The organism is Rhodococcus koreensis (assembly GCF_017068375.1).
In the GTDB taxonomy this organism is placed as follows: Bacteria; Actinomycetota; Actinomycetes; order Mycobacteriales; family Mycobacteriaceae; genus Rhodococcus_F; species Rhodococcus_F koreensis.
This window is the reverse complement of record NZ_CP070609.1, coordinates 8840378-8862499: the sequence shown is the minus strand read 5'-3', so window position 1 is coordinate 8862499 and position 22122 is coordinate 8840378. Positions and strand designations below refer to the sequence as shown.

The 22122-nt window shown below is 67.1% G+C and carries 16 protein-coding genes and 4 pseudogenes; 1 reads left to right on the top strand and 19 read right to left on the bottom strand.

Translation table 11 applies throughout. The features are described 5' to 3' along the window. Positions 1 to 621: 621 nt before the first annotated feature. The 7 genes and pseudogenes from JWS14_RS40385 to JWS14_RS40355 form a co-directional block, all read right to left on the bottom strand. Positions 622 to 1917, bottom strand: a pseudogene (locus JWS14_RS40385) (carboxylate-amine ligase). Between the two features lie 81 nt (positions 1918 to 1998). Continuing rightward, a complete protein-coding gene (locus tag JWS14_RS40380; RefSeq protein ID WP_206015780.1) occupies positions 1999 to 2226 on the bottom strand; it encodes a hypothetical protein in 228 nt (75 codons plus the stop codon). Between the two features lie 340 nt (positions 2227 to 2566). Further along, complete coding sequence (locus tag JWS14_RS40375; protein WP_206015779.1) at positions 2567 to 2752, bottom strand: (2Fe-2S)-binding protein; 186 nt, start codon at positions 2750 to 2752, stop codon at positions 2567 to 2569. Between the two features lie 473 nt (positions 2753 to 3225). Beyond that, positions 3226 to 3387: a hypothetical protein gene (locus tag JWS14_RS50555; protein WP_241031619.1), complete on the bottom strand. Its 162-nt coding sequence runs from the start codon at positions 3385 to 3387 to the stop codon at positions 3226 to 3228. A gap of 157 nt (positions 3388 to 3544) precedes the next feature. Beyond that, on the bottom strand, positions 3545 to 4660 hold the full coding sequence (locus JWS14_RS40365; protein WP_206015778.1) for a CapA family protein: 1116 nt from the start codon (positions 4658 to 4660) through the stop codon (positions 3545 to 3547). Next, a complete protein-coding gene (locus JWS14_RS40360; protein WP_206016292.1) occupies positions 4653 to 5042 on the bottom strand; it encodes a hypothetical protein in 390 nt (129 codons plus the stop codon). Before JWS14_RS40360 ends, JWS14_RS40365 begins: the two co-directional genes overlap by 8 nt. A gap of 150 nt (positions 5043 to 5192) precedes the next feature. Beyond that, a pseudogene (locus JWS14_RS40355) lies at positions 5193 to 5765 on the bottom strand (Kelch repeat-containing protein); the annotation flags it as partial. Positions 5766 to 5816: 51 nt separating this feature from the next. On the opposite strand from JWS14_RS40355, the pseudogene JWS14_RS40350 reads away from it, so the two are divergent. Then, positions 5817 to 6606 (top strand): annotated as a pseudogene (locus tag JWS14_RS40350) (IS6 family transposase). A gap of 68 nt (positions 6607 to 6674) precedes the next feature. Here JWS14_RS40350 and JWS14_RS40345 read toward each other — a convergent pair. From JWS14_RS40345 to JWS14_RS40290, 12 genes and pseudogenes are all read right to left on the bottom strand, one after another. Next, complete coding sequence (locus tag JWS14_RS40345) at positions 6675 to 7037, bottom strand: WhiB family transcriptional regulator (protein WP_206015777.1); 363 nt, start codon at positions 7035 to 7037, stop codon at positions 6675 to 6677. After that, positions 7037 to 8698: a glucose-6-phosphate isomerase gene (pgi, locus tag JWS14_RS40340; protein WP_206015776.1), complete on the bottom strand. Its 1662-nt coding sequence runs from the start codon at positions 8696 to 8698 to the stop codon at positions 7037 to 7039. The genes JWS14_RS40345 and pgi overlap by 1 nt, the downstream gene beginning before the upstream one ends. After that, positions 8695 to 9699, bottom strand: coding sequence for a glucose-6-phosphate dehydrogenase (coenzyme-F420) (fgd, locus tag JWS14_RS40335; protein WP_206015775.1), 1005 nt, complete (start codon positions 9697 to 9699; stop codon positions 8695 to 8697). Before fgd ends, pgi begins: the two co-directional genes overlap by 4 nt. Further along, a pseudogene (locus JWS14_RS50550) lies at positions 9696 to 10087 on the bottom strand (6-phosphogluconate dehydrogenase); the annotation flags it as partial. The gene fgd and the pseudogene JWS14_RS50550, both read right to left, overlap by 4 nt. 294 nt (positions 10088 to 10381) lie before the next feature. Next, positions 10382 to 12274 (bottom strand): CoA-transferase, encoded by a 1893-nt coding sequence (locus tag JWS14_RS40325; RefSeq protein WP_206015773.1) that lies wholly within the window; start codon positions 12272 to 12274, stop codon positions 10382 to 10384. 943 nt (positions 12275 to 13217) lie between these two features. Further along, positions 13218 to 14219 (bottom strand): PDR/VanB family oxidoreductase, encoded by a 1002-nt coding sequence (locus JWS14_RS40320; protein WP_206015772.1) that lies wholly within the window; start codon positions 14217 to 14219, stop codon positions 13218 to 13220. A 107-nt stretch (positions 14220 to 14326) separates the two neighbouring features. Next, positions 14327 to 15793, bottom strand: coding sequence for an aldehyde dehydrogenase family protein (locus tag JWS14_RS40315; RefSeq protein WP_206015771.1), 1467 nt, complete (start codon positions 15791 to 15793; stop codon positions 14327 to 14329). After that, on the bottom strand, positions 15790 to 16878 hold the full coding sequence (locus JWS14_RS40310; protein ID WP_206015770.1) for a zinc-binding dehydrogenase: 1089 nt from the start codon (positions 16876 to 16878) through the stop codon (positions 15790 to 15792). Before JWS14_RS40310 ends, JWS14_RS40315 begins: the two co-directional genes overlap by 4 nt. A 58-nt stretch (positions 16879 to 16936) precedes the next feature. After that, complete coding sequence (locus JWS14_RS40305; protein ID WP_206015769.1) at positions 16937 to 18109, bottom strand: cytochrome P450; 1173 nt, start codon at positions 18107 to 18109, stop codon at positions 16937 to 16939. 978 nt (positions 18110 to 19087) lie between these two features. Beyond that, positions 19088 to 19861 (bottom strand): IclR family transcriptional regulator, encoded by a 774-nt coding sequence (locus JWS14_RS40300; protein WP_206015768.1) that lies wholly within the window; start codon positions 19859 to 19861, stop codon positions 19088 to 19090. 41 nt (positions 19862 to 19902) lie between these two features. Further along, positions 19903 to 20727, bottom strand: a complete 825-nt coding sequence (locus JWS14_RS40295; protein ID WP_338051518.1) for a siderophore-interacting protein — start codon at positions 20725 to 20727, stop codon at positions 19903 to 19905. A gap of 15 nt (positions 20728 to 20742) precedes the next feature. Continuing rightward, positions 20743 to 22041, bottom strand: coding sequence for an MFS transporter (locus JWS14_RS40290; protein WP_206015767.1), 1299 nt, complete (start codon positions 22039 to 22041; stop codon positions 20743 to 20745). Between the last annotated feature and the right edge of the window lie 81 nt (positions 22042 to 22122).

The following is a 22122-nucleotide window of genomic DNA, read 5'->3' as shown; positions in this document are numbered from 1 at the left end:
GACGTCTCCGGCAGCTCGTCGGGATCGGCGGCTCAGGGTGCGTCGTAGTCGGTGGCCATGACTCTTTACCTCGTACTCGGCGTGCGCGGACCCGCCAGGCGCCAGGGTCCGGTGGCGGGCCCACGGACGGCGGCGTCGGGGGCTGGGGCGGCACCACCCTCGAGGCGGAGGCCATCGTGACCAGACCCGGGGTCCGCGGCACTCCGTGTTGTTATGCCTGCCAGTCGAATTCAAAATTTCGGTACGCTGAGGGGCGGTTGAGCGCTTGGCCGTGGTTGTCGCCGCCGACGATGCCGTGCCCGGTGGTCTGCACCGAATTCCGCGTCGCGCAGAAAGTCTCCTCGACCGCAGTGAACATGGACTGTGACGGCTTGCGGATGTTGGAACGGAAGCACAGCCCGCGCTCCCGACGAGGAGATCTTGAGTGGCGATGTTGGCGCCGACGGCGAAGCCGGGACCGTGCATCGAATCGGTCGGGCAGCGACGAGCTGTTCGCGCCTTCACCAGGCGAAAGCTGCGGACAGCACACACCGGCCCGTTCGGCCCGACGAAAACACTCGCGCGACCTACTGGAATGCGCCGAAACCGAGGTGCCGCCCGCACGGGCCGCCGACGGGCGAACTACTCCCGCGTGCCTGACCCGGTCGCCGGAGACACGGGGCATTCCCCGGTCGGCACAGGCGATTCCGGGACATCGGCCGGAGGTACGGACGCCCAGTAATCGTCGTCGGGCGAGCAGATTTCGACGGTGCGGTCGGCGACCGCGCGGACGACGTCGGTGAGTGTGCCGGCCCGCAGAGCGCGTCGCTGATGGACGGCGCCGTTGCCGTGGGCCAGGACCCGCGCCACCGCCGCCCGCGCACAGGCGTAGTCCTCGAGGGCGGTGCGGACGTGCGCGAGAAGGAGAGCAAGGAGCCGGGATGCCGGCATCAGATTTTGCGAGGTCGGGTCGATTCCGTGTCCGGTCAGACCGTCGTGGGCGGCACGCCAGCACGCCGCCCGCAGCAGGTCGTCGCCGACCGGCCGGGCGAGATCCCCGCGCCCGAGTTCCGACAGTGCGGTGATGACCAGCCCCCGGACCAGGAACGCGAGCAGCACGGTCTCGTGCACCGTGGCGGGGACGTCGCTGATGCGGATCTCGATGGTGGCAGATGCGCGGACAGCCGCGCATCCCAGTAGACCATCGCCGGATCGAGGACGCTGCCGCAGTCCAGCATCGCCGCGACCGCGGCGTCGTAGTGTCGCGCCGACCGGAAACACGGTGGCGGTCCCGCGCTCGGCCACCGCGCCCACAGGATGCGGCGCCAGCTGGCATATCCGGTGTCCACGTTGGCGGCGATCGGCGAGTTCGCCGTCAACGCCAACAGCGCGGGCAGCCAGGGCCGCAGGTGATTGCTGACCTGCACCGCCGTGTCCCGGTCGGGAACGCAGACATGGACGTGGCAGCCGCAGATCACCTGCTCGGCCAGTGCGCCGAACCCATCGGCCATCGGCCATCCGCCGGTACCGCGGTGTGTCGGTGATCGCCCGCGGCAACGGACCGAGCACGGGAACCCCGGTGGCAAGCAATCGGGTCCCGGACCGGGCGGCCGCGGCGGCAGCGAGTGATCGGGCCCTGCACAGCTCCCGAACCAGATCCGATATCCGCGCGCAGACCGGGGTGGCCGTTTCGATCTGGCATCGTGCGAGTTCGAGCTGCAGATCGATGCCGAGCGCCGTTCCATCCTCCACCACCGCAGCGTTGCGGTGTTGCGGCGCACCCGTGTGGGAATCGACCAGGATGAACTCCTCCTCGACCCCGATCGTGGGAGGGACACCCGACGCGGCGCATTGAGCGGAACCCGCGGGATTCGACGGAAGAACGGATGCCCTCGACGTCGGCGGCCCGGCACCCGGGCTCCGCGGCATTACCTCCATAGAGTCAGCGTTGCACGCCGGTGCGGGTGTGGCCAGGGCACGGGAGCTCGCCCCCGGACGCCGTCGACGTGCCGGGCGCGATCACCCACGGCGGCGACCGGTCTGCGACCGACCCGCCGCGGCGAGGACCGGCCGGCGGGGCACCGACCTGCCGCAGACGATCGGCTCGACGCCGCGCGGGTGGAGCACCGGGGTCGTCCGCCGGTCGAACGGGAGCGTCCGGCCGACCACCGGCAGCGACGCGTTCTCGGGGTCCGAGCCGATCCGCCCCGTTGCGGCCGGCGGGCGGGCGTGGCTATAGCGGCTCACGATTTTCGAACATCCGGCGCCTTCGCCGACCGATCCGATCGCTCGCCACCGACCCCCGGCTCGGCGGCGATGTACGAGTCACAGACCGTCGCGCCCAAGCACAGACCAGATCGACCGATCGAGGGTGAGCTGCTGTCATGGACAGTCGAACAGCCGGCCGGGATACCGATACAGATCGGCGACGGCCATGACATCGGCGAAGAACCGATCCCCGTAGACCCTCAGCTGCTCGTTGAGAAGAGCGATAACCGCGTCGCCGCCGCCCATACTTCCGGTCGCCGGGGTGTAGCGACCGTATCAGCGTTCACCCACGATCCGCGACGGATCGATGCTTCAGCAGTCAGGCTGCTGCAACGCGACTGCCGATAGCGCGCGCGCAGAGCAGTTCATTGAGGCGATCGACGCAGGTGCCGCACCCCCAACCGGCTCCGCACTTCTCGCCGATCGCATCCGCGCTGTCCGCGCCGTCGTCCATGTGCTCGTGCACCTCTTCTTCGGTGACGGCCTTGCAGATGCAGACGAACATTGGAGCTCCCTTACGAACCAATCCAGTTAGGTAAGGGTTACACCATTCGAGCGCATCCGCAAGGGTAGCCTTACCGAAAGTTTCCAGAATTCCCGACGAACGGGACCACGCCTCGGGCACCCCGAATTACCGGATACGGAGAAGGGGCCGAAGTGGCCGCCGGGGTACATCCGCACCTCGGCGTCGGGTGCCTTGGCCGCGGCCTTCAGTGCAACTGTGGGTGAAGGTGACCACCTCGTGCTCCGCGATCTGAAGAGCACCGGGCTGGTGATCGCATGCACCTGCGTCGTCGGCCGAGATCGGGCGGCCTGCAACGCCGCCCGTCCCGGCGTCTCGTTCCGCCACGTCGACCCCGGCGATCCATCGCCCGGTATCCCGCCTCGGCGTCGCGGGTGGTCATCGCCGCGAACGTTCCCCGTGGCCCGACCACCGGGAACATGCCCGGCGGTCGCCGCAGCAACGGCCGGAACCGGTCACGCGGGTACGCGGGTACGCGGGTACGCGGGTACGCGGGTACGCGACCACCGTGTGCCCACGCCCGACCATCCCGAGCGGGGCAGGGTGGCCAGCCCGTCGACGTACGGGACCTGCGCGACGACCGCCGCAACGCGCCGGTCCCGCGCGGGCATTGTCACGTTAACTGAGAGGTTCTGCAGGGCATAGGATTCGGGTGCGGCATTGTCCGATTCGGATGTTGCTGTGAGTGGTTCAGGCGGCGACCGCGGTGTCGGAAGCTCAGCGCTGGTCGGACATCGCGACAGCGCTGGCACAGAGCACAGAGTGGTCGACTGCCTACCAGTTCGCTTGTCTCCCACGGGCGACGAGGACGTCGTCCGCGCCCGCGTCGATGCGGGTGCCGAAGTCGCGGCTGATCCCGTCGAGAACCCGCCGCAGCCATGCGGTGTCACTTGTCGACGCGCGTTGCAGTTGCATCCGCCGGGATCTCATCGGCACCATTCGTAGCTCGAGCAGTTCGTGCGTGCGCGCGTCGAGGGTCACCAGGTAGAGCAGCCGCAGATCGTCGCGGTAGCGTTCGTGCCCTCGGATGCCCTCGTAGTCGTTGATCAGGTCGCCGCAGCCGTACAAGATCGGATGGCCACGATAGATCTCGAGCGGCCGCGGGTGATGGGACGAGTGCCCGAAGACCACGTCGACGCCACCGTCGACGAGCCGATGCGCGAACTCGACATGCGCGTTCGGCACGTCGTATCCCCAGTTCGAACCCCAGTGCAGAGAGACCACCACCACGTCCGTGTCCCGCCGTATCAGCCGTGTCCGGTCGAGCACACGGTCCACCTCGGCGCCGGTGGGTTCCGAAAGGTACGCGACACCGGGCCGGCCCCGGCGGGCCGCCCCGTGCGGCGAGACCCCGCTCGACGACATACCTGCCGCCCAGATCAGCAGCCGACTCGTCCCGGCCTTCACGACCACGGGACACCACGCCTGCGCCACGGTGCGCCCCGCACCGACGGTCCGCACGCCGTTGCGGGCCAGCGCGTCCAGGGTCTCCACGAGCCCATCGGCACCGAAGTCGAGAAGGTGATTGTTCGCTAGAACGCAGACGTCGATCTGCGCAGCGGTGAGCACCCCCAGGTTCGACGGATGCATTCGGTAGTTGATTCCCTTGGGCGCGAAGCGCGCACAGGTGGTGACGGTCGTTTCCAGGTTGATCACACGGGCGTGGGGCTCCGCCGCGTCGAGGACGCGCAGCGCCTCACCCCACGGCCACCCGAACCCGACGGGGCCGGGGATCGAGCCGTTCCGCTTCTCCGCCAACGCCACGTACTCGCGGGCATCGCGAACGCAACGCTCCCGCAACTCCGGGTCGCCGGGAAACGGGAGGATCTGGTCGACTCCCCTACCGGTCATCACGTCGCCGGCGAGGAACATCGTGATGGTGTCAGGCACGAACGCCGGCTCGGTCGAGCTGAGAGACCCGTTGGGGGCTCAGCTCGAGGATGACACCGATATCACGCACCGACAGACCCGATCGGCGCAGATGCGCCACCGCGGCCCGCGAGGCCCGCGCCGCACATTCCTGCGCGTGGGCGGCGGACTCGACTTGCAAGTGGGCCGCTCGGGCCTCCATGAGCGCCGCGGAATCTCCGATCTCGTAGTCGAGTTCCACCTCGACGTCCTCGGCCGGCACATCCTCGACCAGATGCACGGCCTCCGCCACGATGGCAGACACCTGATCGAGCCGCCGAGCCTGGGTGAGCACGCCTTCGACTCCCGGAACCTCCACCACCCACCAGCCGCCGCGACGGGTGGCCGTCGCCGTCACCTTCATCACGAACCACTTCCTACCCGGCCCGCATCTCGTGCGAAACTCGCCCCTCCAACGCCAAGTCTAGTCCCCCTCTACTGAGCACAACCACACTGACAGAAGACATTTAGTCTGTGTGACCGCGGGAATCTCGACCCGTCGGTACCGGCACACTCACCAGAAATCCAAGGCCTGTGCAGTCGCGGTGGACTCCGCGTGCGTGGGCCGTAGTGCACCGCCGATGGCGTAGACGGTGTGTCCGACCGTCGCAACGGACATCCCGTGCGCCCCGCTGGGCATGGGCGGCAACGGTGACCTGGTCCCCGACGCGACGTCGTAGGCCTCGACCGTCGACAGCACCCGGGTCGGCTGTTCACCACCGACCGCGACGATGCGACCGTCGATGAACGCCGCACCGAGCCCACCGCGGGGAGTGGGCATGGCAGGCAACGTCGTCCACGTTCCCGCGGCCGGGTCGAACCGCTCGACCGCGGCAGTGTTCTGGTCCGACGCCAGGTCCCGCGCACCGATCGCATAGAAGTAGGTCCCGTCCGACACTCCGGCCAGATGCTCCCGTGGCGTCGGGATGTCCGAGACGGTCGTCCACTTCGTTCCGTCGAACACTTCCGTCGTCGGTACCAGTGCGCCGTTCGCCTGTCCCCCGGCGACCACGATCCTGTCGCCGACCACGGCCGCGGCACCAGCCGCCCGCGGTTCGTTCAACGGGGGCAGGTCCACCCACGTGCCATGGCATCGTCAACTTGGCTGTGCGGGTGACCGCTGGGAGGATGGGCGACCGTGCCCAGCGCAGATTCGTCGTACAAGGGCTTCCGCTACCCGAAGGAGATCATCAGCCACGCTGTGTGGCTGTATCCCCGCTTCGCGTTGAGCCTGCGTGACGTGCAGGAACTGATGTTCGAACGCGGCGTCGTGGTCTCGCACGAGACGATCCGGCAGTGGTGCGCGAAGTTCGGCCAGTCCTATGCCAACCAGCTGCGCCGCCGCCGGCCGCGCCCTGGCGACAAGTGGCACCCCGACGAAGTGTTCATCCCGATCAACGGCGAGCGGATGTACTTGTGGCGTGCGGTCGACCAGGACGGTGTGGTGCTCGACATCCTCGTCCAGTCGCGTCGAAACACCAAGGCTGCCAAGCAGTTCTTCCGCAAGCTGCTCAAGGGTCTGCGGTACGTGCCGCGGGTGCTCGTGACAGACAAGCCGGCCAGCTACCAGGTGGCGCACCGCGAGATGCTGGCCTCGGTCGAACATCGCCGGTCGAAGTATCGTCAGCAATCGGGCCGAGAACTCGCATCAGCCGACTCGGCAACGGGAGCGCCGGATGAAGCGGTTCGCCTCACCCGGACAGACGCAACGGTTCCTGTCCGCGTTCTCCGGCATCACGGGGCACTTCCAGCTGCGGCGGCACATGTTGTCGGCATCCGACTGGCGTCGCGAGATGACGGACCGCTTCGCGGTGTGGCGCGAAATCACCGCGGCCGCCACCGCTGCCCGAACAACGCACCCAGCCAATAAATTCCGGGCAGAGGCGAGCCCAAACCGCCTGCGCCGCTGCGACTATCACTCAAGTTGACGTGCCCTATAAGTGGTGCGTGGTCCGCGAGCGAGCTTTTTCAGCCGCACAGACCGCGACTCGTATCGCTACTGGGTTGTTGTAGAAGTGCGTGCACAGCAGATGACCGCAACGTCCGGTCTCGGCTTCATTTCCCGGCCGGATGGAAGCTGGTGGGCATCCACGTCCCGCGGCCGTTGGAGCGTCCTGCGCTCATCCTCGGTGTAGCCGCCCCAGATTCCGTGGCTCTCACGTGCCTCGAGGGCGTGGTCGAGGCACTGTGTACGTACGGGACACCGTCGGCAGACCTGTTTGGCAGCACGGATGCGACTCGAACGGGGATCACCGCGTTCATTGTCGGCATAGAAGAACACCGACGGGTCGGCATCTCGGCACGCGGCAGACAATTGCCAATCCCACGACTCTGCGATCGGCGACGGAAGCCGCAACATTAATGCAGGCAACTGCGTTCCCCTCTCGCTAGCCGGTACGCGCGAATCAACCCGGCGGTGGAGCTGTCCCCAACGTAGGCGGCGCCGTCTGGGTCCCAGAGAGCGGAACCCAATTCCAGAGCCGATGTCTTGCCGAGCTCGACCCCCCACTGGTCGAACGAGTCGATGCCCCACACGATTCCTTGCACGAAGACCTGGTGTTCGTACAAGGCGATCAGCTGTCCGAGGGTCGACGGTGTGAGCTTCGTGCCCAGGATCGATGTCGACGGCCGGTTTCCCGGCATCACCTTGTGCGGGACGAGTTCGGGAGGTGTTCCATCGGCGGTGACCTCAGCAGCGGTTTTTCCGAATGCCAGAACCTTGGACTGGGCGAGCATGTTCGCCGTCAGCACACCATGCATCGATCCCTCGCCATCGAGCGTGGGCAGGTCCTCGATCGGCCGCGCGAACCCTATGAAATCCACCGGAATCAACCGGGTTCCCTGGTGCAGTAATTGATGGAATGCGTGCTGACCGTTGGTACCGGGCTCACCCCAGAACACCTCACCCGTCGCCGCACCAACGGGAGTCCCGTCCGCCCGTACCGACTTGCCGTTCGATTCCATCGCCAGTTGCTGCAGGTACGCCGGGAACCGCACGAGGTCGTTCGAGTACGGCAGCACCGCGCGTGAATCGGCGCCGAAGAAGCTGGCATACCAGACGCCCAGCAGACCCAGGAGGACAGGCGCATTCGACTCGATGGGGGCCGTGCGGAAGTGCATGTCGAGCTGGCGCATGCCGTCGAGGAATTCCGCGAAGCGTTCTCGTCCGATGGCGGCCATCACCGCCAGCCCGACGGCCGAACCCACCGAATACCGTCCCCCGACCCAATCCCAGAACCCGAACGTGCTCTCCGAATCGATACCGAAGGCGGCCACCCGTACTGCATTGGTCGAGACGGCCACGAAATGATGCCGGACCGCGTCTTCACCGAGCGTCTCGGTGAGCCACCTACGGGCCGCCTGCGCGTTGGTCATGGTCTCCAACGTCGAGAACGTCTTGGAGACCACGACGAACAGCGTGCTGGCGGGATCGAGGTCCGACAGCGTCGACACCAGATCCGCGGGGTCGACATTCGACACGAACCGCACCTCGGGTCCGTCTACATAGTGGCGCAGCGCGCGGTAGACCATGGCCGGGCCAAGATCCGAGCCACCGATGCCGATATTCACGACCGTTTGGATGGGCTGACCGGTGACGCCGCGCCAGTCACCGGACCGGATCCGGTCGGTAAACGCACCCATCCGATCCAACACATGGTGGACATCGCTGACGACATCCTGCCCGTCCACCATCAGGGTGACACCGCGGCGTTCTCGCAGCGCTGTATGCAAGACTGCTCGATCTTCGGACACGTTGATGTGCGCACCGGCGAACATCGCGTCCCGCTGCTCCTCCACCCCGGCGGCGCAGGCGAGGTCGAGGAGTAGACCGAGGGTTTCACGGGTCACCCGGTGCTTGCTGTAGTCCACATACAAGTCACCGGCGGTGACGGTGAGGTCTTTGCCGCGGTGCGGGTCGGTGTCGAACAGCTCCCGCAGATGCAGCGCCGCGACCGCCTGCTGGTGATCGGTGAGCTTCTTCCACAGCGGGTTTCGGGTGACGTCGATGACCGTGGTCATGGCAGTGCTCGCAGCCGCGGGGCGAGATCTTTCTCGAACAGCTCCAGGAACCGCTTCTGATCGTGCCCGGGAGCGTGGAACACCAGGTGATTGAGCCCGGCATCGAGATACGGGCGGATCTGCGCCACCGCCTCATCCGGATCCGACGCCACGATCCACCGCTTCGCGACCTGCTCGATCGGCAACGCATCCGCCGCCTTCTCCATCTCGATCGGATCCTCGATCGAATGCTTCTGCTCCGGCGTCAACGACAACGGCGCCCAGAACCGCGTGTTCTCGAGCGCCAACTCCGGATCCGTGTCGTACGAAATCTTGATCTCGATCATCTTGTCGATCTCCGCCACATCCCGGTCGGCCTTGGCCGCCCCCTCCGCGACCGCCGGCATCAACTTCTCCGTGTACAACTCCATCCCCTTACCGGACGTGCAGATGAACCCGTCACCACTGCGACCGGCGTACCGGGCCACCACCGGACCACCCGCGGCGATGTACACCGGGATCCCACCCTCCGGCACGTCGTAGATCGACGCCCCCTTCGTGGAGAAATAGTCGCCCTCGAAATCGACCCGGTCACCCAACCAGAGCTCCCGCATCAACCGGACCGCCTCCCGCAGCCGCGCGAACCGCTCCTTGAACTCCGGCCACTCCCCCGCAAAACCGGTCGCGATCTCGTTCAGCGCCTCACCGGTACCCACCCCGAGCATGATCCGCCCCGGATACAGACACCCCATCGTGGCGAACGCCTGCGCCACCACCGCCGGGTTGTACCGGAACGTCGGCGTCATCACCGACGTCCCCAACTGCAACCGCTCCGTCCGCTCCCCCACCGCCATCATCCACGCCAGCGAGAACGGCGCATGACCACCCTCGTGCCGCCACGGCTGGAAATGATCCGACACCGTCGCCGAATCCATCCCGTGCCGCTCCGCCAGCACACCCAGCTCCACCAACTCCCGCGGACCGAACTGCTCCGCAGACGCCTTGTAACCCAGCTTGATCATGACTGCACCGCCTCCATTTTCCGGACCTGATGTCCGCCGAACTGCTGCCGTAGAGCCGAAACCGCCTTCATTGCCGGCGAATCCAGCTGTCGGGAGAGAATCGCGCGAACAGGACGGCCGAGAAACGGAACCGGCACCGCGGGAGCGATGGCCTCTCCGATGGTCCAGCGGCCCTCTCCGAGTCCTCGGGGAACCCGGATATCGAGCTCAAACCTGGGTCCTCCCGGAGTGCAGCCACCAGAAGTTCGAGCAGCCAGGGTCGCACCACGGTGCCCTTCTGTCACGCTCTCATCACGCTGTCAACCGCGGTGATGCGGGGTTCGCGGCCAGAAAGTTCATAACCTTCGGCGTACGCCTGCATCAAGCCGTACTCGATACCGTTGTGAACCGCAACGCTCAGCGCGGCCGCCTCGATCCGGAAGCGTTCGCCGAGGGACCGGCCCACGATCTCACGCGCAACGGTGAAAACGGTGCCAGCCGGGGTGCCCGAGGTCGGTGAGCACCCGTCGATCGGCGGGTGGATCCCTCTCGCCCGAAGGATCTGCCGCAGCCGACGGTGATACCTGTCGAGAGTCATGCCGAAGGTCTCGAAGACATCGCCGGCGGATGCCCCACCGAAGGGCGCCCACTGGGCGGCGAATTCGAGGAGTTCGTTGTCCTCGCGGTTCATTCCCGAGTTCTCCTACACCCTCGCTGTGCCCGCACGATCGCCTCGGCCGCCGAGGCGCCGACCCAGATGGCCGTGGGGATCCCGTGGAGTATCGGCGGGCGACATCCTCGTCGATCGGCCGAGGAGGTTGCCGTCCGGGTCCACCGTCCGGAGGTATTCCAACTCCGTCGCGCTCGGCGCTTCCATCGGATGGGCATCGGGTGCGAGCTGTACGTCCCAGCCGGTTGCGGTACGGATGAGGGCCAGGGCCGCGTCCGCGTTGTCGGCCAGATCGGAGAACCACGCGGACAGTACGTACACCCCATCCCTTTTCCGGAGGTGGCCGATGTCCGTGGCGATGACGTCGAGGTGGGTGCCCCGGTAGCTGATGAACCGTGCCGTCTCGACAAACTTGCGCGGGTCGGCCGCCACCACGGCGATCGTGGTCACCTGCGCCGCGATGTCGGTGCTCCCTCCGCCGCCGACCAGGAAGTTGCCCGAGGGCGAGCGATTGCTGTTGGCATTGCCGTGGCTGTCGATGACCCCGGCCGACAGTACCGCGATCGTCGTCTCCGCTGTCGAGGGAAGCAACATTCCGAGCACCTCGAGGGTGCTGCTGAGGTGCCGCGCGGTCGGCAGATTACGGGTATTGGAGAGGGTGGCGTCATGGGGCCGGGGGACGTAGCCGAGGACACCGCTCTCGAAGACCAAATCGACGACGTGCGCGGTCGCGAGGAGCGTGGCCCGTCCCAATGCGGCCGCGAGGTGCGACAGCCCGGCACCGGCCACAACGGTGCGAGTCCCCGACGCCCGCGCCACCGCCTCCATCGCGCGGGCACCGGATACGGCGAGACGCTCGCTCACGGTCATCTCACTGACCTCGACAGACTTCGGTTCGTCATCGAGTGCGTCGATGCGCCAGGACTCGTCGAGATCCATGGCAACCAGATGTTCGATTCGCTCTCGGCCGAGCTGGCTGAGGTATTGCCCGCGGCCCGGTAGGTCGATCCACCGCTCGCTGAAGGACTCCGCGTCCTCGACGGTTCGCAGACGCCCCAGTTCGGCGAGGAAGGCGTAGTCCTCGCCGTAGCCGGACGCTCCCTCCACCCGCACCGGGACCGGCGAGGCGGCCGGGTGTGCACCGAAGGGCACCTGCGCGACACCGAGAACCCGGGCCGCGGGCACCCGCACGTGGCCCGCCCACCGACGCAGCTCCGCCGGGGACACGATGTGATCGGCCGTGAGGATGACGCCCTTCCGGGCGGCGTAGACGGTGTGGAGGTCCTCGGCGAAGGGCGGGAATATCACCCCATTGCCGTCCCAGTCCGCGACCGGGCAATGGATGAGCGACACATCCGGGCGCAGCGCGGGCATCACCGAGCGCTCCGAGCCATCGAACGGATCCACCACGATCCTGGTGCCTGGCCCGAATCCTGCGGGCAGGTCCGTGCCGTCCATCGTTCCGGCCGGCACGAAGGGCCACCCGAGCGCCCCGGCGAGTACCCTCTGGATCAGGGCCAGGATGGACCATTCCTCGACGACCAGCGAGCCGTCCTTGACCGCCTGTGCGAGGATCGAGTTCGGTCGCACCGCCGGATAGGTGGTCGCCGCGAACGAGGTGATGAGCTTGTCCACCCCGCCCGAGGCGACGAGGAGGCCGAGCTCCGCGCGCAGGGACGCGGAGATGACGGTCAGGCCGCGCAGTCGACCGGACCGCGCCTGCCGGATCACCTCGAACAGCGCGGCATACGCCCGCGTGGAGAGCCAAGGAAAGTGGATCGCGTCGCCGGGCCGGACCTCCTGCTCGACGAGCTGCTCGAGCGGCTGCACTCGTGAGCGGGCGGGCGCGGTGGCGACCGCGTCGTAGCGGAAGGCCTCGGCCGCTCGCAGGGGGACGGCGACGTCGGGGAAGGTGATGGGTTCCACCCTGAGAGTCCAATCTGTTTGGTGATGCCGGCTGGTGCCTCGTCCTCGAAGTCCGTTGATCGCGAGAAGACTTCGGGCGCGGGCACTAGTGCGTCGTGGGATAAGTAACTTGACGGTCGAGGCTTCGGGTACGAGCCATTAGACGATGTTGTTGCTCATATGTCACCCACTCGCAGTGGATTTCGATCAAGCGCCGATATCGCAGACAGACCGTAGACGAACTCACTGGAGGTGACGCCTTTCCGAAGTTGGGACACCTGGAACCCGACAGCTGCTGTTAGTCGGCGTTTGTACTCGGTGATGTCGATTGCGAATGCGGCGGTGATATCCCTCGGAGCAGGCCCACCGAGCGGTTTCCAAAGAAGCGCAAAGTCGAGAATGTCGTTGTCACTAAGGTGGTTCCACATTTCGTTCCTATATGAGGCGCGTGCTCAAGTTTGCGTAACTGCCTGGGATCTGTCGGATCGCCGGCCGCCCGCTCCGTCGACGTGAGCCGCCGAGCGACTCACGGAACGGGATGAGGATCGTCCGTTCGCAGGGGGTGCGGGGTATGTGCTCGCCAAACTGCGCATTTCCCGTTGAGCGCAGTTGGAATCAGGTATGACCTGCCACAAACGTTCGATGAACCGGAGCCGCGACATTCCGAAGTGAACGAGGATCTCTTCCTCGTCCGGACCGCCGTATGGTGTCCACATACTGGCGAACTCGATGAGGCGCTCCGCCTCGGTGTCGCGATGCTTGCGCGTGCGGTTGACCTCGGCCCATGCGGCGCGTCGCCGCTGGGACCATCTGCGATACTCGCGAGAATTCATCGGATTGAACGATCTACTCAGGGCCTGTGGTGGCCTTCGGGATTTGGTCGTCCTCGCAGCGGCAAGGCGTAAAGCGGAGTGACATCAGTTCAGGGGTGACTGTCAAGTTACTGTAATTTCCGCACGGCGCACTAGAGGTCGAGAACCAGTCGCGCAGACCTCGAACGCCCCACGCAGACCATCATCCGGTCACCGCACGCGCGCTCCTGGTCGGTGAGCAGCTGATCGTGATGCTCCGGCTCGCCTTCGAGGACGCGCACTTCACAGGCCCCGCAGTAGCCCTCTTCGCAGTCCGAGAGGAAGTCCGGGATCGCTTCGCGCACAACATCGATCAGGGTGCCGTCAGCCGGCACGGTTAGCACTGCACCGGTGCGGCGCAACTCGACCTCGAAGCTGTTGCCGCCCGATTCCGTCTGGATTGCGATGCCGCCGCGCGGGACGCTCGATGACGCACCGAAACGCTCCACGTGCAGAGCATCCGGCGCGAACCGCGTGGCTGCATGCTCCTCTGCCGCCCGAATCAGACCCTCGGGCCCACAGCAGTAGATCGCGGAATCGATTGGCGCACGGCCGAGCACGGTATCGAGGTCGAGCATCCCGTGCACGTCCTGCGGTACGACCTCGATGTTCCCCATGCCGAGTTTGTCCAGGTCGTCGAGAAAGGCCATCGACGTCTCACTGCGGCCGCCGTAGATCAGGGTCCACGGCACGCCGCGGCGACTGACCTCGCGCGCCATGGCGAGGATCGGAGTGATGCCGATTCCCCCGGCCAGGAACAGGTAGGAGGGGGCGTCGACGAGCCCGAAGTGGTTGCGCGGTCCCCGCACCGACAGCGACCGCCCCACCAATGCGGTGTCGTGGATCTCGCGCGAACCGCCGCGGCCGTGCTGATCCCGCAGCACCGCGACGGTGTACGCGGCGCGGTCACCGGGGTCCCCGCACAGCGAATACTGGCGCACCTTCCCCGAGGGGAGGACCAGGTCCAGATGCGCCCCCGGGGTCCAGGCCGGCAGCTCCGCGCCGCTCGGATCGACCAGCCGGATCGAGACGACACCCTCCGCCTCCCACGTCACCTGTTGCACAAGCAGCTCATACACGCGCTGCAGATCAGCGTCGAGGCCAGCGTTTGTCATGCGAATTCATCCGTTCACAATTGTTCGTCGTTGCATTTCTTGACATGGCGTCGTGGTCTGGCGCGGGCCGCCGTGGCGCGCGGCGCGGTCGGACCGGTCTGGCGTGACTACCCCAGGATCTGGCGATCGTTGATCTGGTGCGTCCAGGTGTACTCGAGCAGACCGTCGGTCCCCATCTCACGGCCGTAGCCGCTGTCCTTCACCCCGCCGAAGGGGGCACCGGGATCGAATGCGGCCATGCCGTGCTTGTTGATGAACGTGACGCCCGCGTCGATATGTCCGGCCATCTCCCAGGCGCGACTCGGGTCGGTGGTCCAGATGCTGGAGGTCAACCCGTACGGCGTCGCGTTCACCAGCGAGATGGCCTCGGCGTCCGAGCCGAAACCGATGATCGGCAGGGCGGGTCCGAACTGCTCGTCGGCGACGATTCGCTCCTCCCCGCGCACCTGCGTGACCAACGAGGGCAGGTGGAAGTACCCGCCGCTCCACGACCCCTGGTCCCTCGCGCGGCCGAACGACTGCACCTTCGCACCGGAGGCTTCGGCGTCCGCGAGCATCGCGGTGAACCGCTTGAACTGTCGCTCGTTGGCCAAGGGACCCATCGTGACCTCGGGATCGAGGCCGTCGCCGACGACCACGTCCTGGAGGGCATCACCGAGCTTGGCGGTGACCTCCTCGAGCAGGCTGTCGTGTACATACAGCCGCTTCACCGCGAAGCAGACCTGACCGGAGGTCACGGTGAACGCGGCCACCAGCTTGCGGATGAGGTCGTCGTCGACGGTGACATCGTCGAGCAGGACCGCGGGATCGTTGCCGCCCAGCTCGAACACGCCTCTGCGCAAACGTGATCCGAGCGCCTGGGCGACCGCCCGGCCCGCCTCGAGTCCGCCGGTGAAGGCGATCATTGCGACGTCGGGATGGGCGCTCAGCGCGGCACCGACCCGCTCGCCGGTGCCGGTCACGACGTTGACGACGCCGGCGGGCAGCGCTGCGCCGATTGCCTCGATGGCCTTGAGCACACCCAGTGACGCGAACGGGGAGGGTACGGCGACGATCGTGTTGCCCGCGAGCAATGCCGGGCCGAGCTTGACGCCCAGCAGTGCGATCGGCCAGTTCCAGGGAACGATCGCACCGACGACGCCGACCGGACGGCGGCGGACCTCGAGTCGGCCGGTGTCGTCGAACCGGCGGTCGGTGAGGACCTTGTCCAGCGCGTCGAGATCGTTGAGGTAGTGCGACCACGCCCACGGTGGGGACTGAAAGTCCATCACCGACTCCGCGAGGATCTTGCCCATCTCCCGGGTCAGCGCCTCCGGAGCCGAGGGGTCGATCGCCGCCAGCCGTGCGCCGGCCTCGGCTACCATCGCCGCCCGCTCGGCGAGGGGAAGGCGCGCCCACTCGAGCTGGGCCCGCTTCGCGGCGGATACCGCGACATCGACGTCGATTGCGGTTCCGTCGGGTATCGACCCGACGATCTCACTCGTCCGTGCCGGATTGATGACCGAGATCCGCCCGCCGTCACTTCCCGCGTGCCACCGGCCGTCGACATACATTTGCATCTCCAGTGCGCTCACAGCAGCACCACTCCCTTGGTGATTTCGTTCGCGGCCAGCCGGTCGAGGGCCTTGGGGACCTCGTCCAGTGCGAAGGTGGCGTCGATGACCGAATCCAGCGGCAGCCGGCCGTCCATGTAGAGATCGACGAACGCGGGTATGTCTCTTTGCGGGAGAATCGATCCGGCGTAGGTACCGGTCAGCCGCTTGTGCATCAGGAACCCGAACAGGTCGAAGGTGGCGGTCACCGAGGCGTCCATCACGCCGATGGCGACAGCCAGTCCGCCGGGGCGGACGGACTGCAGCGCGGTCTCCAGGGTGCCCTGTGCCCCCACCGCGTCGAAGCCGTAGTCGGCGCCCCTGCCGTCGGTGAGGTCGCGGATCGCGTCCACCGCGTCCGCCCCGGACAGGGTGAGCGTGTGCGTTGCCAGGCCCAGTTCGCGGGCCCGCGCGAGCTTGTGCTCGGCGATGTCGACCGCGATGACGGAGGTGGCCCCCATCGCGCGGGCACCCATCATCGTCGCGAGTCCGACACCGCCCGCGCCGATCACGACGACACTGCTGCCGGGTCGCACCTCCGCCCGGACGATCGCGGCCCCCAGACCGGTGGACCATGCGCAGCCCAGGCCGGCGAGCTTGTCGAGTGGCGCGTCCTGACGAATCTTTACCGCCGCGGTGGCGGGCACGACGGCGTACTCCGCGAAGGATCCCTGGCAGAAGAGGGTGTGCACGTCGTCATCGCCGGACCGGAGTCTGGTGGTGCCATCGAGCATCGTGCCCGAAAAGCCCACCGCGCCCTCGCACAGCACGTACTCGCCGCGCTGGCACTGGAAGCACGAGTGACACGAGGTGACGATCGAGCAGATCACGTGATCACCGACCGCGAGGTGGTCGACGCCGGGGCCGACCTGATCCACGATCCCGGCACCCTCATGCCCGAGGACGATCGGTCGCGGCGAGGGCAGGTGTCCCGCCAACACCGAGACATCGGTGTGGCAGATCCCGGAACTCACCAGGCGGACCCGCACCTCGCCCGCCTGTGGGCTGGGGTCCGGCAGCTCCTCGATCTCGATCTGGCCGACTCCGCGGCTGACTGCAGCTCTCATGTGTATCTCCTGCACGTGGTGTGATGTGTGAGAAGCGCGCGAATCGCGCTGTGGCCGTTTATTGCTGGGGCGTGAAGACGATCGGCAGTGAGCGGATGACCCGGGTCTGCCCCTCCGATATCCGCACCGCGGCCGGGTCGGCCAATCGGTAGTCCGGGATCCTGCGGAGGACCTCGTCGACCATGATGCCGAGCTCGAGCCGGGCCAGCGGGGCTCCCGGGCAGCGGTGCACACCCGCGCCGAACGCGAGGTGCCGGTTCGGCTTTCGGTCCAGGACGATCGTGGCCGGTTCGTCGAATGCGGCCTCGTCGTGGTTTGCCGACAGCCAGGACATCCACACCCGCTCGCCCTCCGGGATCACGGTCCCAGCTACGTCGACCTCACAGGTGGTCGTGCGGGCGAAGCCCGGGACCGGTGTGACGTAGCGCAGGAACTCTTCGATCGCGGAGTTCAGCAACTCGGGCCGTGCCTGCAGCTGCGACCGCAGATCGGGGTGACGGTCGATCAGGGTGAAGATGTGGTTTGCCGCAGCGGCGGTTGTCTCGCCGCCCGCCCCGGTCAGGGACAGGTAGATGTCGAGCGCCTCCTCCTCGGTGACCGGACGGTCGTCGATGGTCGACGCGAGCAGGTGGCTGGCAAGGTCTTTGGTCGGGTTCTCCCGGCGGTCCGCAATCAGCCGAACGTAGTAGTCGCGGATCTCCATCTGCAACGCCATCCCTTCCTCCGGCGTTGCGACCGAGACCAATCCCAACGACCAAGCGCTGAATCGGGATACGTCCTCGTCGGGAATCCCGAGGAGCCAGGTGATCACCCGCGACGTCAGCGGGAAGGCCAGGTCCCGCGCCAGATCTGCCTCGCCGGCGGTGACGAACCGTTCGATCAGTTCCACGGCGTGCTTACGGATCTCACCCTCGAGCTCGGCGATCCTGCGCGCGCTGAACACGACATTGAGGAGCGACCGGTACTTCGAGTGCTCCGGCGGGTCGGACTCCATGGGGATGAACGGTCGCGGAGCACCGACCGATGGCAATGTGATGGTGGGGAGGGATGAGAACCGGGGCGTGTCCCGCGTTGCTGCCTCGACCTCCTGATAGCGGGTCAGCGCCCAGAATCCGCCGTAGTTCTCGCTGTGCTGGACGGGACACTTGGCCCGCATGTCGCGGTGAATCTCCTCAGGATCATCAAGAGTGGCGACGTAACGGTTGTCGTAGTTGTTGTTGCTGATGTCCACTGCTCCCCCAGAATTGGGATGGTCGGCCAGAAGCCGGTGATTGTGTCGTGCGCCACATCGGGCGATACATAGACATTAAAGCCTTCCGATCGGAAGGTCAATGACTGATTTCGGAGAATCTCACCGAGCTGGACGCGTCATCACGCTGCGGGTGAGGGCCCGACGACGGGTTGCCACATCACTCGCACGCCCGGCGACAAACCGGGCGACCGGCGCTCGGCTCACCTGGCGCCGGCGGTCCCGGGACACCCCTTTCGGGCCATTTTGACGACTTTGGTCACAATGTGTGCGATTGAGAGCTGTCGATGATCGAATCCAATCCGATTGCGACACACCATGCTCGGACGCCGCTCTGCGCGGCGAAGTTTGGTCGCCGCCGGGTTCGAGGGTGCCGAGACGAATCGGCCGGGGCCACTTCGGCATCGTCTACCGATGCCAGGCAGCCCACCCGTGCACCTGACGTGCCTGGCGCTGCACCTGGCGTGCCTGTCGCTGCGCGGATGCGAGGACCCCGCGGAGCTGATCAGCCACTTATCCGGACGGCGTCGCGCGCCACATCCGCCCAGGCGGTCCTCGGTCTCGCATACTCGCTGCTCGACTGGAGTTCACTCACCGACGCCGCGATCGCCGAGCTCAGGATCGAGGCCGATGTCCTCCAAGCTGCCGTGAGGATCGCGGCCGACCGGATCGACGGTGTGGACGAACTGGTCTCCGAATGCCTCTCGCGACCGAGGATCTGCGCCCGTGGACCGTGGCCGGAGCGGCTGGCATCGCCACGTTCGCCGCGATCTGCCGGTTCGACTTCGGTGGCGCCCGCCGAATGCCGGACTCGGCGGCCCCGTACCACGAGAGGATAAGCGACCGTACTACACTATGTACGGAGCTGGACGGCGGTCGATGGCGTCCGGAGTGGCCGCCGATCCCGAGTACGTTCCTGGCGGACGCACTCGGCGCCGCGCGCCCGCCGTAGCGGCGCGGTCAGGCCGAGTGGCGGCGGCTCGCGTCCGTGAGTGCGCGCGCGATGGCGAGCGCGGTGACCCGCACATGGTCGGCGAGCCTGGGGTCGGCGAAGATCTGGGAGATGGGCCCGCAGACCGAGATCGCGGAGGCGCCCGCCCCGGGAACCCGGATGGGTGCGGCGACGCAGCCGTACCCGATGACCAGCTCCTGGCGGTCGTACGCGACTCCGCACCTTCGGATCTCGGCGATCTCTCGGTGCAGTCGCCCGCGTGAGGGGATCGAGTTCTCGGTACTGCGCGTCAGCAGCGGACCGCCGACACGGTCCAGATCGGACGGGTGCGCGCTGCTCAGGAGTGCCTTTCCGAGTGCCGTGCAGTGCGCGGGCAACCGCCCGCCGACGCGGGTCGGTATCGCGGCGGCCGGGCGCCCCCCGATCTTCTCCAGGCACACAATGTCCGGCCCGTCGAGCACGCCGAGGTGTACGACATGTCCTGTCAGCCGGTGCAGTTCGTGCAGGCTCGGTACGGCGACGCGGTGCAGGACGGCCTGGTGCACGGCGAGCGAACCCAGCTCGACCAGGCGCATGCCGAGCTCGTATCTGTGCCCGACGCGACGCACCCACCGCAGCTTGACCAGGCTGACCAGCATCCGATGTGCTGACGAGCGCGGGAATCCGGTGTACTCGGCGACCTCGTTCACCGTGAGCTGACCGCGGCCGTCGAAGGCGTCGAGGAGCGTCGAGATCCTGTTCAGCACCGTTGTCGGAGGCCTGTGTTCGGCATGTGATGTCATGTCATCTCCTTGTTGTGGCCACCCCGCCCGGCAGGCCCGGCTCACCTCTCGGTCGTGGCGTGTTCCCGCTTCCATACGCGCAAGCCCTCCTCGGTACGACCGCGCCGTCGACCCGAGATGGAGAGCCACCTCGGGTCGACGGCGCGCTCGCTGCGCAGATACGGCCGCAGGTTCCCTTTTACGGTTTTGGCCTCGCCGTGCACGAAGGCCTGGACCTGCCCCGGCAGCCACCGCGCGCCGCGGACGGCGGCGATCAGCGGCGCGCGGTCGCCCACCAGGTGCTCGGGGGCACGATCGGGCGGGGTCCCCCGGTGGACCCAGTGCACGTCCACGCGGGCCGAGGTATCGAAGTCCACCTCGTCCCGCGGGCCCGCGACCTCGACGAACACCTGCGCGGTCGCGTCGTCGGGGAGCGCCTCGACGGCGGCGGCGATCGCCGGTAGGGCGGACTCGTCGCCGACGAGCAGGTGCCAGTCCGCGCCGGGATTCGGCGAGTATCCGCCGCCGGGACCGATGAATCGCAGGGCCTCCCCGGCGGCGACGGTGTCCGCCCATGGTCCGGCGACGCCCTCCGCACCATGAACGACGAAGTCGATCGCGACCTCCCGCCTCTCATCGTCCACCGACCGGATCGTGTACGTCCGCAAGGCCGGGTGATCCTCGGGCGCACAGCAGGCCCGAATGGCGTCGAGATCGACCGTATCCGGATATCCGACACCGGGTTTGAGGAAGACCAGTTTGACGTAGGCGTCGGTGGCTCCGTTCGGGGTGAAGTCGTCGAACCCGGCTCCTCCCGCGAACACCCGGACCATGTGTGGGCCGATTCGCTCGGTTCGGGTCACCGCCATCGTGAGGATCCGGCGCACCGCACACTCCTCTCGTCAGCGGGTGAGTTCGGTCTCGCCGGCGTCGGCGGCGATGTCCTCGAGGGACCGGTTGGTGGTCCGTTCACCGAACAGCATCAGCCCGAGCCCGAGGACCACGCCGACGACCGCGAGGTAGACGAACACCGCACCGAAGTCGAAGGCGCCGTATACGGCAGCCACGATGAACGGACCCCCGATACCCGCGATGCGACCGATGCCGTTGACGACTCCGTTGCCGATCCCGCGAAGGTGGGTGGGAAAGACTTCGGGGGCGTAGGTGTACACCGCGGTCAGCAGCGCATGGATCAGCATCGAAATCGCGAACCCCACCACCAGCATGACCGGTCGACTTCCGGTGGCGGCGAGAGCGAACAGCAGCACCGCCAGGGCAACCGTCAGCGCGAACACATAGTTCTTCCGGTCCCACCTGTCGATGAGCAGCGAGGAGGTCATCGCGCCTGCCACCGATGCGATGCCCAGGATGGTGACGAAGGTGAGCGCCTCCGCCTGGGTGTATCCCCGCGCGGTCAGCAGCGAGGGCAACCACGGCGACCAGCCGTAGGCGATGAGGACGAAGCACGCCATCGCCGTTAAGGCCACCACCGTGCGCTTGACGTAGCGCCTGGCGAACAGGTCGCGGATCGATCCGGTGCGGATCACGGGCTCCGGACCAGGCGGCGGAAGGGGCGCCCCGGTCGCCGCCTCGGCCTCCGCTTCCAGCCTCTTTACCAGGACCTCAGCCAGATCGGGGCGGCCGCGGGCAACCTGCCAGCGCGGCGACTCGAGCAGGCGGCGATACCCCGACACGACGCCCAGGATCCCGAGCGACCCGAACACATACATCCACCGCCAGGTGTCGTCCCCGAGCGGAACGACGATCCGCGAGACCAGTGCCGCGATCGGAACGGCGACCGCCCCGATTGCCGCGATGATCGCAAGGTAGCGACCCCGAATGCGCGGCGGCAACAGTTCGCTGGCATAGACCATGACGGCACCGACCAGGGCTTGCAGCCCCACTCCGGTCAGCCCCCGGAGAACGACAACCGTCTCGTAGTTCGGGGCGAAGGCGGTCGCCAGACAACAGACCGAGTACACAACAGTAGAGGCCAGAATGATCCGGCGCCTCCCGAAGCGATCCGCGAGCTGACCGCCGACGAGGGCGCCGAGGAACATCCCGACAAACGGCGCCGCCGACCCCAGCGCGATCTCATTGACGCTCAGCCCCCACTGCGCGCGCATCGCCGGGACCGTGTTCCCGAACACGACGATGTCCACGGCGTCGAACAGGTAGAAGAACCCGACGAGGACCATCATGCTCCTGAGGGTTCTCGTCGCGACCGGAAGTCGATCTATCCGGGCCCCGAGCCCGGGCGAGCTCGGTAACTGCGAAGTGTC

Bases quoted from the DNA above. Each gene is read 5' to 3' on its own strand.
- JWS14_RS40375 (WP_206015779.1), bottom strand. From the start codon at position 2,752: ATGTTCGTCTGCATCTGCAAGGCCGTCACCGAAGAAGAGGTGCACGAG.
- JWS14_RS40360 (WP_206016292.1), bottom strand. From the start codon at position 5,042: ATGAAGGTGACGGCGACGGCCACCCGTCGCGGCGGCTGGTGGGTGGTG.
- JWS14_RS40345 (WP_206015777.1), bottom strand. From the start codon at position 7,037: ATGTTGCGGCTTCCGTCGCCGATCGCAGAGTCGTGGGATTGGCAATTG.
- pgi (WP_206015776.1), bottom strand. From the start codon at position 8,698: ATGACCACGGTCATCGACGTCACCCGAAACCCGCTGTGGAAGAAGCTC.
- fgd (WP_206015775.1), bottom strand. From the start codon at position 9,699: ATGATCAAGCTGGGTTACAAGGCGTCTGCGGAGCAGTTCGGTCCGCGG.
- JWS14_RS40320 (WP_206015772.1), bottom strand. From the start codon at position 14,219: ATGACAAACGCTGGCCTCGACGCTGATCTGCAGCGCGTGTATGAGCTG.
- JWS14_RS40310 (WP_206015770.1), bottom strand. From the start codon at position 16,878: ATGAGAGCTGCAGTCAGCCGCGGAGTCGGCCAGATCGAGATCGAGGAG.
- JWS14_RS40300 (WP_206015768.1), bottom strand. From the start codon at position 19,861: ATGACATCACATGCCGAACACAGGCCTCCGACAACGGTGCTGAACAGG.
- JWS14_RS40290 (WP_206015767.1), bottom strand. From the start codon at position 22,041: ATGATGGTCCTCGTCGGGTTCTTCTACCTGTTCGACGCCGTGGACATC.